Origin of the sequence: Novosphingobium sp., assembly GCF_965228995.1 — a bacterium.
Classification (GTDB): domain Bacteria; phylum Pseudomonadota; class Alphaproteobacteria; order Sphingomonadales; family Sphingomonadaceae; genus Novosphingobium.
The window spans coordinates 2209774-2227516 of record NZ_OZ245852.1; the positions used below are offsets into that span (position 1 = coordinate 2209774).

Consider the following 17743-nt stretch of genomic DNA (forward strand, 5'->3'; position numbering starts at 1 on the left):
CGCCCTGACGCGCACACTGAGCAACCGGCGGGTGGGATAGAGCGCCCACAAGACCGCCGGGGCACTTTCCGCTTCTCCCCACAGCGCCAGCCGGCACTGTTTTACGCCGGTGGCGGAGTTGGGGGCTATACGGACTATCCGGTCATTTGACCTGGCAGGGATCGGCGGATCGGAAATGACTTATCCGCCGGGCCCGGCCTAGCTTGATCGGCAGGCGCTTATGCGCGGGCAAGGCTGGATATGCTGAAATCCATTCCGCCGAGACAATTTAGACACTCATCATACAGTAATAATGCCCGGCACACCGTTCTGTTGGCCCTGATATTGGAGATATCCGAAGGGATATTTCGTTTGCTAAAGCAAACTAACTAAGTGAAAGTACATATCGGGGATCGAATCGTGAATTTTGCCCGAGTTGAAAGCATTTAGCGGCATTCCCCGCTGACTTTGCCTTTGCCCCGGGACCTTGGGGGCATCAAATGACGCGCGGTTCGAGCCTCCATCCGAGGGTCCATCATCTTTACGCGCGGCTCATGGTCGGCGTTTCTATCACGGCGACCGCGGCGCTTGTGCCCGCGCTTGCCAGAGCGCAGTCAATCGATGTCACTGCATCGGCTGGCGGCCCCTCGAGCGTCGCCTTGCAAAGCGGAGGCAGCGCGGCTGTCGTCACGACGTCCAGGGTCGTTGACGGAACCGGTTTCAACCACTTCGACCATTTCAATGTGAACACCGGGCAAAGCGCCACGCTGGTCCTGCCCAAGGGCACGAACAATCTCGTCAATCTGATCCGGGACGCATCGACCATCAACGGTTCGGTGCGCTCCGTGCTTGGCGCGGTGGGAGGGCAGATCGGCGGCAATGTCTTCCTCGTCGTGCCGAGTGGTCTCATCATCGGAGCGACCGGAAGCATCGACACGGGCCGTCTCATCGTGCGCGGTTCGCCGGGCCTTTACGCAGGTGACGAGCCGACGACGGCAAACGTCTTCGACGGCGGCCGTGCGGCGAGCGTAGTGATCAACGGCCGGATATCGGCCCCCGGCGGCGTCGATATCCACACCGCGTCCCTGACCATGGGCTCGAGCGGACAGATCGAGACCGGAGCAGCAGCGCTGGCGCGCATCGGCAACACGCTCGACCTGCGCAACAGCCTTGTCTCGACCCAGGGCCTGCCAAGCGGGCAGGCGATCATTACCACCGCCAGCGGCGGGATCGCCATCGTGGCGGACAGTGTGACGCTTGCCGGGAAGATCGCCGACAATCCGGCGACGACCGCCAATGAGGCAGAGCCCGGTGCATTGCTGGATGCCCGCCCGGTTGCAAGTTCGCCTGCGCTGGTCGGCGGGGTAACGCTGCAAGGGCCTGCGCTCAATCTTGGCGGCCAGATCATCGCCTGGGACGGGACCGCCTCCGGCCCGGCTGGCGATATCACCATGACCGCCTCGGACAGCGAGACTTATGGCGGGCTCTTTGCCGCTCAGGTCCCGTACTTCGGCATGCCCAAATCCAATGCCGGGATCAGCATCGGCGGGGTCATCAGGGGCGGCACCATCGCGATCAGCGCCTCGGCCTCGAGCAGCACCAAACTCGATGATGCGTCCAAGGCCGTTGCCGCACTCGATACGCTCGCCGGAAAGCTCAGTTCCGTCGCGCTCGGCAAGCTGACCGGCAAGGCCGGCCTCGGCATCGGGGCCTTCGTCTCGCTGGCAAGCGCCAATGCCGCGATCAGCGTGGGTGCCGGGGCCAGCATCACCGCCGCGCGCGATCTCAGCCTGACGGCGGGATCTGCGGCATCGAGCGTCTCGAAGGCATCGGCCAAATCCGGCGGAACGAGTGCCGGCGGCCTCGCCATTGCGGTGTCGGTGGCGCAGACCACCTCGAACGCAGCGATCACGGTCGGCACTGCGTCAGGCGGCGCTACTCTTTCGGCGGGCGGTGCGCTGACGATCGGCGCCTCCAGCGATCCGCGCGCCGACGTGCGGGTCAGGGTCGCCTCGAGCGGCAGTGCCGTGGCAGCGGCGGTTGCGTACAACGAAGTCAATTCCGATGCCGGGGTCACCGTGGCCAAGGGATCGGTGCTCGATGGCACGGCGATTGGCATTTCCGCCAAGACCATCCAGGGCGACAGCGGCGCTGGCATCCTCACCAGCGCGACCGGCTCGACTTACGACACGAGCCCGGGCGGCGGCGTTGCCGCGGTGACCGAGGAGACGATCCGCAGCCATGTCAACGTGGCCGGAACGGTCGGCAGCGCGCGCACCGCGACTGTTGCGATCGCGGCCAATACCACGACCCTGTTCAACAAGACGTCCGCGACCACGACGGCCGCAACCGGGACCGATACCAGCGGAACGATCCCGACAAGCAAGGCCTCGCTGACCGACCTCATCGGCAATCTTCTGCGGCTTTCAACCGATGACCCCGCCAAGCCCAAGGTCGGCACGATCGGCACCTCGGCCAATCCCGCCAGCCGCGCGACGGCCTCGGTCGCCGTGCTGCAGGCCGATGAATCGGCCACCGCGCAGATAACCGGCTCGATCACCGCCACCGGCAAAGTCAGCGTTGGCGGGGTCGTGAGCGACAAGGATGTGCGCAACAACGCACAGGCCAGCACCGCGGCCTCGCTCGCGGTGAACGGAGCCGCCACTTCCGTATCCGGGGCCGCGGCATGGGGGACGTTTACCTACACCGGGACCGCGGACATCGGCGGCACGGTCAAGGCCGGCTCGCTCAGCGTGAGTTCGCTGGTGGATCGCCCGGTCGGCCTTGTCGACAACATCGGGACATTGGTCGATCAGGCGGGCACGCTCAACACGCCGGACAACTTCAACTCCATCCTCGCCGACCTTTCCTTCGCGAAGGATGTGGTCGCCACCTTGCCGAGTATCCTTGCGCCCAAGTCGGGCCTGTTCGGATCCTATGCCGGTGCCAGCGGCGATAGCGACAGTTCGGGCAAGGCCGCGATCGGGGGCTCGATCGCCTATGCCCGTATCGATTCAAACAGCCGTGCGTGGATCGATCCGGCGAGCCAGATCACCATTGCCGGACCGCAGGCCGATGCCTCGACGATTGATGCCGAAACCAACATCGCCCTGCTGAGCATCTCGGGTCCCAAGCTGTTTGGCACCAAGAGCGGCGGCGCTGCCGGCGGCGGTGCGATCACTTACAATACGATCAATCCGGTCACCCTGGCCGGGATCGGGGATGGGGCGGTCTTCACCGCACCGGACAAGGCGCTTTCGGTCATTGCCAATGCTGCCATCGATGCACTCACGCTCGCGCCAGTGGCGGGGCGCGGCAAGAGCACCACGCTGAGCGGCGCTTTCGCGGTCAACCAGATCGAAGGCGCGACCCGGGCCGTTATCTCGAACACCGCCCGGCTCGCCATCGGCGCGGGCGCGCTGCGTCTATCCGCTGCGACTGACGAGCAGGTCTGGACCATCGCGGGCACGCTGGCATGGAACAAGGCTGATGGCAGCGCCGGTTCGTCCGATACCTCGGTCGGGATCGCTGGCGCGCTCAATTACGTATCCTTGACGACGCAGGCCACCGTCGGCCCCGCGCACGATCTCTTCGATCCCGCATCGCCCGCAGTTGCTGCGGCGGCTTCCGCCGGGATCACCTCGGGCAATGTCAGCATCACCGCGCAGACCACCGGTTCGATCAATGCCATCTCGGTCGCCGGGGTGCGCGATAACAGCAATGCGGAAACCACGCCCGATTTCCTGAGCAACACCAATGCTCGGTTCAACAAGTTCAAGGGTGCGATCGGGACGGGCATTGTCGATTTCCTGACCGACATGACCACCGGCCTGCTCGCCAGCTTCGGCGCCAGCACATATTCGCAGCAGCTCAAGACCAATTACGCCTCGCGCAAGGATGCCGGAACAGCCGATGCCGTGACCGCGGGCGATCAGGCCGCCAAGCCGCCCGCACCGACGGATGGCTGGGGCGTGGCGGGCTCTGCAAGCGTCAACCTCACCGCGCTTGTCACCAAGGTGGATATCGGGCTCGGCCGCTTCACCCGGTCTGCCAATGCCACCTCGGCGAGCTTCCTCGCGAAGGCGAGCGAGCGTGCAGATACGCTGGCGATCACTGGCGGTGCGGCGCTTGCCAACGGGGTCAAATACAGCGGCAGTTCGACGCTGATCGCGGGGGCCTACGGCGTCACCTACAGCAAGAACGCGACAACCCTCACCATCGATCACAGCATTATCGCCGGGTTCGACGCGATCTCGGCCAATGCCGCAATGAACGGCCTGCGCATCGGTGCAGGCCTTGCGCTTGCGGCGGACACGACCAAGACGCCCGACGGGCGAACCTTCGCGTCATCCGCCTCGCTGATCATTGCCAACGACAGCGTCGGCGCGAACCTCACCGATGATAGTGTGACCGGCACCGGCAAGGGCGATGTCTCTGTCCTCGCCTTCGACGGGCGCACGCTCGGCGCGGGTGCTGGCGGGCTTTCGTGGGGCACGCAGAGCGGCTTCGGTGCAGCGCTGACCGTGCTGATCGACAAGAACGCCTCGGGCACGCCGACCAGTGCGCTGCTTGCACGCACGCCGGTGGCCGGCTTCGTCAATCTCTCCGTCCAGGCGCTCGATGCAGCGCGGCTTGTCGGCATCGCCGCAGCAGGGGCGATCACCACCGGCACGGGCCAGGGCGGCAACGGATTGGCTGCCAGCATCTCGTTCAACGATGTCGCGCTTGGCACCAAGGCGCTTATCGATCTGGGCGATAACGGCGTGGGATCGGTCAACGTGACCGGCGCGCTTACCGTTGCGGCGGGCGAATATGCTGCAACCAATCCGTCCGCCCAGTTCGCGCGCATCAGCTGCACCATAAATTGCGATGCCGGCGAGAGCCTGCTGAGCAGTTTCAACATTGCATCGACCACGTTCGGCGCGGATGATCCCGTGCAGGCGAGCGATCTGCCTTCCGGCGCGGCGATCATCTCGGTGGCGATCCCGGTGGCAGCGGCACGCGGTTCGGCAGGGGGGCTTGGCCTTTCGGTCAACCTCATCACCAACGACCGCACCGCCGCGATCATCGGCGGGGCAGCCGCAACCGGATCGACGATCAAGGCAGGCTCGCTCGCGCTGCGGACCGTGGACCGCGCGACGATCCTTTCGCTCGCGGCGGGCTTTGCCGGCAGCGACAATGGCAGCGCGGTCATGGGCTCTCTGGCCTATAACCAGATCGGCGGAACCGCGACTGCCAGCCTTACCCGCTCGGCCGGGGCGACGAAGGGCCCGGTGGTGGAGATCGGCAGCGCTGGTGGCCCTGCGGCGCCGGCTTCGGTCACCGCGCTGGCTGACGGGCGAATCTACAGCCTCTCGGGCGCCATCGGCAGTGCCAAGAACGCCGCCGGGGGCCTTGCTGTCAGCGTCAATGCGATTGCGCGCCAGGGCTCCGGACCGGCAGCGGGGATCAACGCGCTGGTGAGCGGTGTGACCCTGGCCGGAAATCCGTCGCTTGCCGTCAACGCCGCGAGCACCGGAACGATCCTCTCGGGCGCGGTTGCGGGTGCGCTGGGTACGGGCAATGCGCTCGGCGGCTCGGCCTCGACCAACGCCATCGCCCCGACAATCGCGGCGCGGGCAGACGGACTTGCTTATGCCAATGCGGTGACCGGAGACCTTGCCGTCACCGCATCGGACAGCGCCTCGATCCGCAGTCTCGCGCTCGCCGCCGCGCTTTCGACCAACCAGAACTCGCTCGGCGCCGGCATTTCGGTCAACCGGATCAGCACCAATGTGCTCGCCAGCCTTACGCCCGCGAGTGCGATTTCGGTGCGCAATCTCCTCGTCCAGAGCCAGTCTGCCGCGACCACGCAGCTTGTCGCGGTGGGGCTTGCCCTTGCCGGCAAGTTCGGCGGGGCTGGCTCGATTGCGGTCAACCAGACCAGCGCCGAAGCCGACGCACTGCTTACGCTCAATGGCTTCAACGTGAACGCGACCGGCTCGGTCGGAGTGCTGGCGACCCGCGATTCCGCGATTGACGCAGCAGCTGGCGCGGCAGGATTTGGCGCCAAGTCGGCGGTTGGTGCAGCGCTTGTTCTCAACGACGTGACGGGCGGTGCGCAGGCACTGGTGAGCGGCACCGGCGGCGCGACTGTCACCGCGCTCGGCCAGGGCGACGGCCTGACGGTGCGGACGGGTGACCTCACCGAAGCGCTCAAGCAGTTCGATTTGCCGGCGCTCGTCCCCGAATCGACGGGCACCACAGGCGCCTCGCGCGCGGCGCTAGGCAAGCTCAAGCCCGCCACAACCGTGGTGCACGGAGTGGCCATCAACGCGAACTCCACGCATGCCACCCGTACGCTTGCCATTACCGGGGCGATCGCAGGCAACGGCTTTGCGGCGGCGGTGACCGCGGTTGTGGGCAATGTCGGCGGAACGACACTCGCCAAGGCCAGCGGGATACAGTTCAAGGTCGGCAATGTCGCCGCCGCCAAGCCGGTGGCAGAGCCGGTCGCGCTGGATATCCGCGCCGGAACCGCGATCGATACGTCAAGTTTTGCCGGTGCGGTTGCGGGCAGCAACGGCGTCGGCGTGGGCGCGCCGGTCGTATCGGACGGGCTCACCGCGCAGACCAGTGCGCTGCTGTCAGGCGGCGGTGTGACGACGACCGGCTCGGTCACCGTGCGCGCAGCCTCGCGACAGGCGGCGACAGCGCTCGTGCTGGCGGGCGCGGTCGGCGGCAACGTGGGCGCGGCGGTCTCGGGCGTTTCCCCCCGTTTTGCAGCCGTGACGACTGCGGCAGTCGATGATCCGGACACGGTTTCGATCCTCGGCAGCGGCGGCCTTGCGATCAACGCGGATAGCGACTCCCGCGGTTTCGCAACTTTCGGTAGCCTCGCGCTCGGCAAGGCTGCGGGCGCGGCAACAGTCGTGGTGGTGACTGACGATGATCAGACCACGGCCCGCTACAAGAGCGCCAAACGCATCGCCGTTACCGCGCCCGCCATCAGCGTTTCGGCAAACGGCCGTTTCGATGCGCGGGTTGCGGGAGGATCGGTCGCCGCCGGGGTTGCCGGGGCGCTGGTCGGCAACGGGGTCGGCGTGGTCAATCGCCAGGTCATCGCGGCGCAGGCAAGCGGGCTCAATTACACCAATGCTGCGGGCAAGGTTTCGGTCACCGCCGCCCAGATCGCCAATTTCCAGCCGGTGATCGGGCAAGTGGCGGTCACTGCCAGCCTCGCCAGCGGTGCAGGGGCGCTCGGTGCGGTGGTCGTCCTCTCGCAAGCCAAGGTCGATGCGACGCTGATCGATCCGCTGGTCACTGCGGGCACGGTTTCGGTCAACGCTTATGGCGCGAGCGGGGTCGATGCGCTGCAGCTCGGTTTTGCCGGTGGGCTTTCCGGCAGTATCGGGGCCAATGTCACTTACATCGGCATCGGCGAAGTCGCTGATACCGGTGCGCTGTTCTCCAAGAGCGGCGGCAACGATGCCAACAGCCAGGTCGCGGCCAATGCCGGTTCGAGCGGCAGCGGCAATGGCAACCTCGCCATGCTCGGCGGCGGCAGCGGTGAGACGACTGCGCAGCAGGCCGCCGCAGCGGGGATGGATCAGCTGTCCGGCCCTGCCTCCACGCACCTCGTGACCGGCGCCGACGGCACGCGCGATGCCACTGGCGCGCTCCAGACAAGCAGCCGCGATCAGTTCATGCAGGTTGGCGCAGTCACCTCTGCACCAAGCGCCGACGACGGCGCCGCCTCCCGCGTCCGGGCGCAGGTGCTTTCCGCCACGGCCGGGCAGGCAAGCCAGGTAAAAGTCGGCGCGCTCAGCGTTGTGAGCAGCGCCAATCTTGTCAGCAAAAGCTCCAATTTCCAGGGCGCGGCGAGCCTTGCCAGCGGTTCCGCAGCTATCGCGATCACCCGCAATGCGGCGAACAGCATTGCCCGGATCGGCGCGGGCGTTATCGCCGCCGGGCTCGCGGGCAGCAGCACGCTCGACGTTCGCGCGGATACCGGACAGGACGCGAGCCGCCTCACCGGAGGGATCACCAACCCGTCGAAAGCCGCCGAGGCGCTGGTCGTCTCCGGATCCGTCGGGGCGCTGACCGCCAACATCGGTCTTGCCGATATCAAGCTGCAGACGGTCTCGCTGGCTGAAAGTCTTGGCGCAGTCGGTTTCGGCACGACGACGATCAAGGCAAGCGACAGCAGCGATGCGGCAGCCAATGTCTACGGCGTTGCGGCAGGCGCCACGGGCGCGCTCAATGTTGCACTCGCCAATGTCACCAAGCAAGGCACGGTCGGCGCGCAGCTTGCGGGCAAATCGTTCTCGGCCATTACCCGGGTGATCGCAGCCGGCGGAGGCTCGACCAGCGCATATGCGCTCGCGGCTTCAGGCGGCTATTTCTTCGATGGCAATGCCGCTGTCGCACTCGCGACCGACCAACGCACGATCGATGCGCGCGTTGGCGAAGGCACGGTTGTCGCCAGCAACACCCTGTTGGTCGATGCTTCGGCTACCCCGCAAATCAGCGCGCAGAGCGATGGCATCGCGGTGAGCGGCGGGCTCGCCATGGGTGGCAGCGTCGCGCTCGCCACAGCCGATGCCACTATTCTGGCGCGGATCGGGGAAGGCGGCAGGATCACCTGCGTCACATTGCTCGCGCCCGGGTGTACGCTGACCGTACGGGCGGCATTGTTGCAACCTGCGTCAGGCCCCAACGTGCTCGCCAGCGCAAGGGGCAGCGCGGGCGGCGCGCTGGCTGCGGCCAATGCGTCCATCGCAACCGCGTCCGATACAGCGGACGTTGCGGCCATTGTCGGTGCCGATCTCAACGGCCAGCCGGGCGCGCCGACGGTTCTTGCCGGTCCCTCGATCACGATTTCAGCGAGCCGCACACTCGCGCAGACGGCGAGGGCGGACGGCCTCACGATTGCCGGGCTGCTCTCGGTCGGCGTGCAGGCGGCCAAGGCGCGTTCATCGGGGACGGTCGATGCCGCGCTCCTCAACGTCGATGGTTCGCAGCAGGTGCTGGTTGATGCCGTGACAGGACGTCCGCTGGTCGATGCATCGGGTGCTTTCGTGCGCAATCCTGATGCGACCGTCACCGCCAGCAGCCTCGATCTCAACACGGCGATTACTCGGGCCGGTGCGGGCGCGCTGGGCGCTGGCGTCGCGGCGGATGCGGCGACGGATTCGAGCGGGATCGTCACGACCACGATCGCACCTGACGCCGCCTTCGCGTTCCGCGCCGGCAAGCTTACCGCGACCGCGACGGCTGCGGCCGACTATCATGCCGAAGCCGATGCAACCCAGGCCTCGGTTGTCGGCGGATCAGGCAGCACGACCGAAAACAGTGTCAACACAACCGCGCACGTGGTTATCGGCAAGGCGGGCAAGGGCTCCACCCCGGGCACGAATTCCGTGCTCCGCGCGAGCAGCTTCGTGATCGGCGCGCAGAACATCGTTGGCCAGACGGGCAACGACGGCGGCTTTTCCAAGGGCGCTGGTGGCGGCGCCGCAACCGGTGCAGCGGCCAAGGTAACCAACCAGGTCACCCAGCATGCCGCGGTCGACGTGCTCGCCGGCACCACGCTGCGCCAATACGGCGATGCCAGCCAGAACCTGCTGGCGATGCAGATCAATGCGGGTATCACGACCGCGCGCAGCGCCTCGACCGCGCTGCAGGTTGGCGGTGTGATGCTGCTGCCCTTCGCCCGTACCGACAGCACGTTCAATGCCGACAGCAAGGTGGCGATCGGGACGAATGCGCTGCTACGCGCCGATGGCGGGATCGGCATCGGCACCACCGCACAGCAGACGATCGCCGATAGTTCGGCGGTGCAGATCTACGGCCTGGCCGGGATCGGCGGTGGCTCGTCCAGCACGACGGCAAACACATCTGGCCTCGTCACTGTCGGCGACGGCGCGACGATTGAATCGCTGTCCGACGTCCTCCTGACGCCCGGGATCGGCGCAGACGGGCTGAGCCGCGATAGCATCAGCGTTTCGGACCAGACGGACGTGTTCAACCAGACCGTGGTGCCGATCACGGTCGATCACGATGCGCATGCCACAGCCAATCTCTCCAATCGGCTGATCGTGGGCAAGGCGGTTGTCCGTTCTGCGCGCGATGTCACGTTCAGCGCGCTGGCCCAGGGTGTGACAGCAACGGCGGTGGGTACGGGGCACAATCCCTATCTTTCGATCTTCAGCAAGTCCGACAGCGGCGGCACGGCGGATATGGCCACGTCAGGCGCGATTGCGCTCAATGGCAGCCAGATCACCGCTGGCTTCCTCGCCAATCGCAAGATCGGGATCACCGACACCAACGACGGCGGCTGGCAGGTGGTCGAAGCCGATTTCGACGGGACCGACAAACTCACCCGCACCATCACTGCCGATGTATCGGGCAGTATCACCGGGGATACTCTGACATCAGGGGCAGGCTTGACGACCGCGGCGCCCGATCGCGACCGGCTCGGCCTCGCTCAGTTTTCGAGCCGCACCGTCTCTGCGCTCGATGTGGTGGGCCAGCAGATTACCAGCCTCACCGCGCAGGTTCAGGCTGCGGGCATCGTTGTCCCCTCCGATCCCAACCTGCTGCCCGCTGGTGACGCTCACGATAGTCTGGCGTCCAAGCTCGCGGCAGCGGCGGCGCAATCGGCGCTCGTGGCGAAACTTTCCGCCGCTTTTGACACGCGCGCGGCGCTGACAGCTTCCGGCAACACGACCACGGCCGGCATTATGGTCGACAATCTCCTCGCTGCCGGCGGATCGTTTGCCATCAACACGGATTCGATCACAGGCAGCGGCAGCCGGGTCGTGGCCAATGCCTCGCCCACTATCGCGATCAACAGCACCAGCGCGCGCAACCTGCTGCTGGGCAATCTGTTCATTCCGGCCAAGCCAAGCGGCGCGGTCACTTATGGCGGTCAGGCGGGCGAGACCAATCTGAGCACGATTGCCACCGTGCAGTCCTCGGGCATTGGCGACACCGTCGAAGGCCTGATCGACGTGACCAACGGCGCGCCGTTCGGCGGGAAGAGCGATCTTCTGGTGTTCGGCCCGATCGCCAATGTCGGCGGTACCTTCAAGGCGTTGGTCAACAATGGCAATTTCAGCCAGTTCGGCGATGTGCAGGTCGGCAAGTACGATGTGACTGTCCCCAACGGCCTGTTCAACGTCTCGACCGACGGCGCCTTCACCAAGGGCGTGCCGATCAATCTCTACTACGGCCATGTCGGCCTGACGCTCAACGATCCGCAGTCATCGGGCTGTGCCGGCGGCAGCGGAGAGGGCTGCAAGGCAAACGCCAACGATCTGTCGCTCTTCGTGCAGTCCGCCATCGCCGAACAGGCCGTGGCGAATTATCTAGTCGACCATCCGGTGCTGACGAACGGCCAGCCCTTGACCGTGGGGAGCGGCATCGACGGACTGCGCAGCGCGCTCAAGCAGCTATTCAATCTCAGCGATGCGCAGGTTGCCGATCCGATCCGACTGCTGTTCGAGGAAGGGTTCGTCCCCGCCGGGAGCCAGCAGTATTACCACGTCAACAGCGCGGGGCAGCTGATCGCGGTGGCGACGACATTCGGCATCGCCAAATGGGGCACGGCAAATCACAGCAGCGGCGCAACGATCTTTGCGTCCTGCAGCGCTGTCTGCGAAGTCGAAAGCAACGATCGCGATCTATCCAATGGCTTCTCAGGGCAGGAATTCCTCTTCCAGACCCACAGCGGCGAGACGGTACGCTTCAACTATCCGGACAATGACGGCCTCGGCTCTTATTACTCGCTCGGCAGTGCTTTCGTGGATCCTGTCATTACGCGGCAGATCAATGCCAATAGCCAGCTTGGACCTGGCGATAACCGCACGATCAGCGCCAACCAGGTGCGGATCAATGCCAAGTTCGTGAATATTTCCGGCAGCATTGTCGCCGGTCCTGAAAAGCAGCGGTCGGTAGATATCTCCGCGAGATTCACCGACGCGACGGGGATGCTCATCCAGGATTCGATGGCGCTGGATCCGAATGTCCACGTCGGATCGGTTTCGGCCCCTTTGCAGCTGACCAACGTGGCCACCGGCAACATCGGCGCGCGCTATGTAGTGTCCGGTCTGGTCCGCAACGCCCAGAACCAGGTCATCAGCACCACCGGCTACATCCAGCTCGATGATGTGGATGCGGGTGCAGGCGGGGTCATTGATATTACCGGCCGCATTCTCAACACCAATCCGCTGGGCGGAGGCGAGCTCAGGGTGCTCGACGGCTTTGCCAACATATCGATTATCAACAACGCGCCGGTCGATCTGCATCTCGGCACGATCAATGCAGGCACCGATGTCAGCGGGCTGATCAAGCTGACCGATCTCAAAGGCGATGGTTCGGTTGAAACCACCCAGTATCGGGACGTGCCCGGACAGGGCGTGACCATGAGCCACGTCACCAGCATGCCGGTTGCCGGCCAGCCGGGGCAATTCACGACCAAGGTCGATGATCTCGTGACCTATGCGGTGGGCGTTGGCGAGACAGGCACGAACACCAGTTCCGACTCCCCGCTCCAGTATGATCCGTCCACCCGCGGCGGCGCCTATTTCGTGACGAACGAAACCCGCACGATCACGCGTGAAGTCTCGGTGACCAATGGCACCCAGCTGGACGGTGTCGACGTCCGCTATGGTGCTGCGAGCCCGTGGAAGTATGGCAACGCGACCCAGCAGCCGCAGGGCGGAACCTTTGTCGATATATCGACGCAGGGTACCGATCCAAGGCTGCTGGCCGCGCTAGGCGGCAGCACGCCGGACTTTGTCCAGATGGTCAGCGGCGTCGTTACCGACAAGATCAACGATACCACGCAATTCTCGGCCGCGCCTGGCCAGAACTATGACGAGAACTTCACCTGGGAGCTTCCCAAGACAATCAACGTCACGCTGACCACTGCGGTGCGCGCGACGTATCCGATCAACATCCTGTTCGATCAGGGACACGGCCAGAGCGGGGTCAATGTCGTGTCCACGCAGGGCAGCGTCGTAGTCGGCGGGCGGATTACCTACGGCGGCGGCGATGTTGCGATCACTTCGGCGCAGAGCATCCTCGGCACCCCGAGCGGGCTGGTTTACGCGCACGGCTTCCGTGGCTGTGCGAACTCGACCTCGCCTTCGAATTGCGAGTCCAATGGCCTGACCGGCTCGATCGGTTCGGCTGACCAGCCACTCGCCGTGACAGTCGCCGGCTCGACATTGGGCGATCCGGTTACAGGCCTCGGCAAGTCTCTGGGCGGAACCGTGAGCGCGCAGACGAGCAATGGCGATGTCTATCTGAAGCTCAATTCGTCGACCGCGACTGCAGGCGATCTTGATGCCGTGGTGCTTGCGGCCGTCGGCGCCAGCGGCAAGGTGGTCATCACTTCGGGCACAGGGCTGGTCGGGCTTGACGGGCTTGGCCCGAATATCGCGGCAAAGGAAATCGATCTCACTTCCGCCGGATCGGTCGGCGGGTTCAATCCCTATTCGGGCAGTGGCAGCGATCCCCTGCTCAAACCCGCGCTCACCGTCGAGGTGGGCGAGGGCGGCCTGTGGATCAACGCGGGCGGTGATATCACCGTGCAGGGTGCGATGCACCACGATGCAACGGACCTTGCCAATGTTCTGCGGCTTGGTGCCATCGTATCGACCCGCGATGTGCAAATCCGCGCGCCCGGCTCAATCGTTGCGCTCGATACAACGACGATCGTCAACCAGGACAAGCTCGCGCGTTTCCTTGCAGCGGCACAGGCGCTCCAACTTGCGCCGAGCGCCAGTTGCAGCGGCGCGGCCTGCAGCGGGACCGATCCGGCGCGGCTCGCCTCGATCACCGACGCACTGCGCAATCAGGCCCGCACCGCCTATGACACGATCATTCGTTCGGCCGGCCTGCCCACCAGCGAGGCCACCGATATCGCGGCGCGGATCGACAAGCTCAACGCACTTTCCGCGGCCGGCGTCGCCATCGGGCGGGACGGGACGCTCGTTTATGACCCGCTGAAGGATACCGGCAAGACGGCGGCGGCCTTTGCTGCCACGCTCACCGGGCGCAGCGGACTCAGCACTGCCGACGTAACGAGTGCGCTGCAGACATATGCCAACAGCGTGATCGCGCTTGTCGGCACCCGCCTTCCAAACCTTTCGGGCAGCGCAGACAAGGCAGCGGCCATATCCGCACTGGTGCAGGCGCAGGGCCGGTCGGCGGCAGAGGCCGATGCGCTTGGCAAGCTGCAACTGGTCGATCAGTTGCGCAGCCAGGGCGTCCAGATCGATGCGAGCGGCAAGGTCACGCTCTCAGCGACCGCCACGGTCGCACCGGGCAGCGCGCTCGCCGCTTTGGCGGTAAGTGCGCTGCAATCGCAGACCAACGCGCTCAAGCCCGCGGCTGGCGCGACTGCGATCACCCCCATTGCCCAGCCGACTCCGGCAGACGTCCAGCGCGGTCTTCAGGCCTACGTCGATAGCCTCACCACCAGAATAAAGCCGCTGCTTGGCGGTACGCTGCCCACGCTCGCCGGGATTTCGACCGATGCTGCGCAGCTTGCCTTCATCGACAGCAAGGTGAGCGCCGGCAGCTTCGCGGCCTACGCAGGCGCGCAGACCGCCGATGCGAAAGCCGTCCTGCTGCAGGAATTCGGTGCGCTTCCGCCTTCGCGCACGAGCATCGATACGCTGGCCTTTGCGCCGGCCTTCCTTGCCGCGCGCACCGACGGGGCGACCTGGCAGCAGACGCAGCTTGATTTCCAGGTACCCTCGACTGCGTTCGTCCCCGTCGCCGATACCCAGTTCGAGACGCGCAAGGCGGTCATCACCGCGCGCAGCCTTACATTGGTTGCTGGCAATTCGATCGGCAACTTCGAGGCACCCAAAGCTTTCCGCTTTACCAGCGCGGGTCTAGTCGATGCGGCTGGCAAGCCGATCACCGATCCGCTTCAGAAGCAGCTTGCTGCGGCCTATCTCGCCTCTGCCGGACCCGGCGATCTTGTTGCCAGCGTCACCGGCTCGCCGGCCACGCAGGTCACCTTCATCAGCCGTCATGACCAGCCTTTGCCGCTCGACGTAAGCGGCGTGGTCAATGCCTTTGCCGCAACCAACTACGTCTCGCGCAGCACCACCTGGACCGCCGCTAATGCAGACCAGCTTTCGGGCGACATCTTCCTGACCGATGTCGGCACGATGACCATCGGCTCGATCGTCAGCCTCAAGCCGGTGACCGGTGCGCGGCGAAACGATTGCAACAGCAATCCCGCCGTGCCGCTTTCGGGCTGCGATAGCCGCATCCGCCTTACCGCCAATGCCATCACCGGTGTGACCCAGGGTGCCGTGCAGCTTACTGGCCGAACGTTCGTGAACGGCAGTCTGTCGCGCCAGAACGTCACGGACCCCGCTGGCCGTGCTGTGATCATGGGCGGGCTGATCCGGCTCGAAGCCTCGAACGGAAATCTGCAATCGGCGGATGGCAGCGCGATCGGAGTTGATGCGCAGTCGCTCGAAGTGGTGCGTGCAGCGGGCAATGCGCTGCTGTTCAAGCGCGCACCGGCGACCATTGGCTCAAGCGATTTCAGTGCAGGGCTGGCCTATATGAATGGCCAGGATCTCACTGTCGGCGATGTGTTTGCGGGCCGCACTTTCGCGCTCGACAATCCCTTGGGCTCGCTGCTCGTGGGGGCGGTTCCCTACAGCCTTGCCAGCGAGAACCGCAACGGACGGATCGTTGCCGGGCTGGTGCGACTGCGCGCGGCGGGCGACATTGGCGGGACCGGGATCACCGCAGCGGGGCTGCCTGCGCGCTTTGACATCCAGACTCCGCAGCTCGACATTCTGGCCGCAGGGTATGACTTTGCTGCCGCGCCGACAGCCATGCCTGCGGCGACCTTCAGCTTCGATGGCGGCGGCCAGCATATCTTTACCGCGGCCGAGCTGCTCGGCACGGCGGTGATCAGTCCTGTGACGCCCGCCTACATCAAGATTACCCAGCTGCCGACCGGCGCCAGCCTTGTACTCAACGGGCCCGGCGGCTTGCGTTTCGTCAAGAACGGCTCTTCGATCCCGGTGTCCGCAATCTCGCAGCTGCAGTTCAATGGTTTCAGCGGATTGGGCACCCAGACGATCGGTTTCCAGCTTGTCCTGCCAGCAGGGGCCATCGGCACCGGCCCCGCGCCCAATGGACAAGCTGGCGGCTCGGCCTGGCTCGATCTGCGCAGTCCGGTGCGGATTGGCGGCGGAACAAGCTCGCTCATCGGCGCGCGCGGCAGCATCGATATCGGCAAGGTTGGAGGCAGCACCGGGCTGGTCGATCTCGAAAGCCCGATCACGGTAGGCGGCACCGCCACTATCGTGACCGCTGGCCCCTTCGCCATCGGGCAAACGGTGACCGTGGGCGCGAGCGGTATTGCAACGCCGGCTTCCTGCGCCACCGATCCCGGCCCGGCAGCATGCCTGATGGACTTGTCGAGGCTCAACCTCACCGTCGGCGGCGCGTTCAACTTCACCACCGGGCGCACTATCGAGTTCGGAGCGTTGGCTGCTGGCGGCGGCACCGTGGAATCGACCCAAGGCTCGATAACCATCGACCGGAGCCTCATCGGGAGCGCGAACGCTGCTGCGCCCTTCACGCTGAAGGGCAATACCGGCGTGTTCACCCACGACATTCTCGGCGGCGCACTTGCGCTTGTCTCGGCCAACGGCAACGTTGATGTCGCAGGCACGATGAAGGCCTCCTCGATCACGATGATGGGCAAGACGACTGGTGTCGACGGCGCCATCGACACCAGCAACCTCGTGATCGTGGCAGACGGCGACGTGACGCTCGAGAGCACGGTCACGGCAGACTCGCTGCATGTGACCGCAACCGGCGATCTCGAACTTTCGCATTCGATCACATTGCGCTCGCCCCCGGGCCATACGGCCTCGGCGCTCGTTGCGGGCGGCGAGGTGGCGCTGGGCGACAATGTCGTGATCAGCGGAACTTCGGACAGCGTCCTCACGGTCACCGGCGCGAGCGTCGCATTCGCTCCGTCCTCGATTATCCGCGGGATCGATACCCGGATCGTGGCGACAGAAGGCGGTGTGCGGCTCGGCACGATCGATGGCGGTGCGTTGGCGGTCCGCGCCCCGGGCGATATCGTGCTGGGAAGGCTCTTTGCGCGCGGTGCCTCGCTTGTCTCGCTAGACGGAAACATCGATTTTGGCGGTCCGGTGCAGATCGGAGGGCCGGGCGTCCATGCTGCGGCGCTGCGCACGGCAGCAGGGCTGGGCGCTGACGGAAGCCTTTACGCCCGCGCGCCGGGGTCGATCACGATCGAGGGACCGATGGCCGCAGCCGGAGGGATCACGCTTGCCGCTGGTTCGATCGTCACCACCGGAGAGGGCTATCTCAGCGATAACCTCAACGCCGGAATGCCGATCGTGCTGCGCGGTGACCGCATCGCAATCAGTTTCCGGGATCCCGCGCTGGGCGCGCAGCCGCTCAACCTCAATGTCGCCGGCTATACCGCGCCCGCAGCGAGATCGGCACGGTTCTTCTTCGACACGGCTCGCCCGATCGATTTCACCACGCTCAAGGTCCTGAACGTGCGCGTCGATGCTGGTGGCACCGTTCGCTACGCCCCGTGGAGCGAGTGCAGCATGCTGCCTGTCGCGGCCGGTAGCTGGCTCGAAGTCTGGGGCGGGCCTGCAGGGCGCTGCGCCCAGCCACCTGCGCTGGACCCCGTTGAAGCCCGGCCGATCGCGCCGCAACCCTCCTCCCTTTCGCAGCGGTGAAACTC

At 65.6% G+C, this 17743-nt stretch carries 1 protein-coding gene; it reads left to right on the plus strand.

Features of this window, described 5'->3' with window-relative positions; translation table 11 throughout:
- Positions 1-479 precede the first annotated feature (479 nt).
- The gene (locus ACO056_RS10425) at positions 480-17738 is read left to right on the plus strand and encodes a beta strand repeat-containing protein (protein ID WP_421846405.1); all 17259 of its coding nucleotides are present in this window, start codon (positions 480-482) and stop codon (positions 17736-17738) included.
- Positions 17739-17743 lie beyond the last annotated feature (5 nt).

Excerpts from the sequence above, each read along its gene's own strand:
- ACO056_RS10425 (WP_421846405.1), top strand. The coding sequence starts at position 480 with ATGACGCGCGGTTCGAGCCTCCATCCGAGGGTCCATCATCTTTACGCG.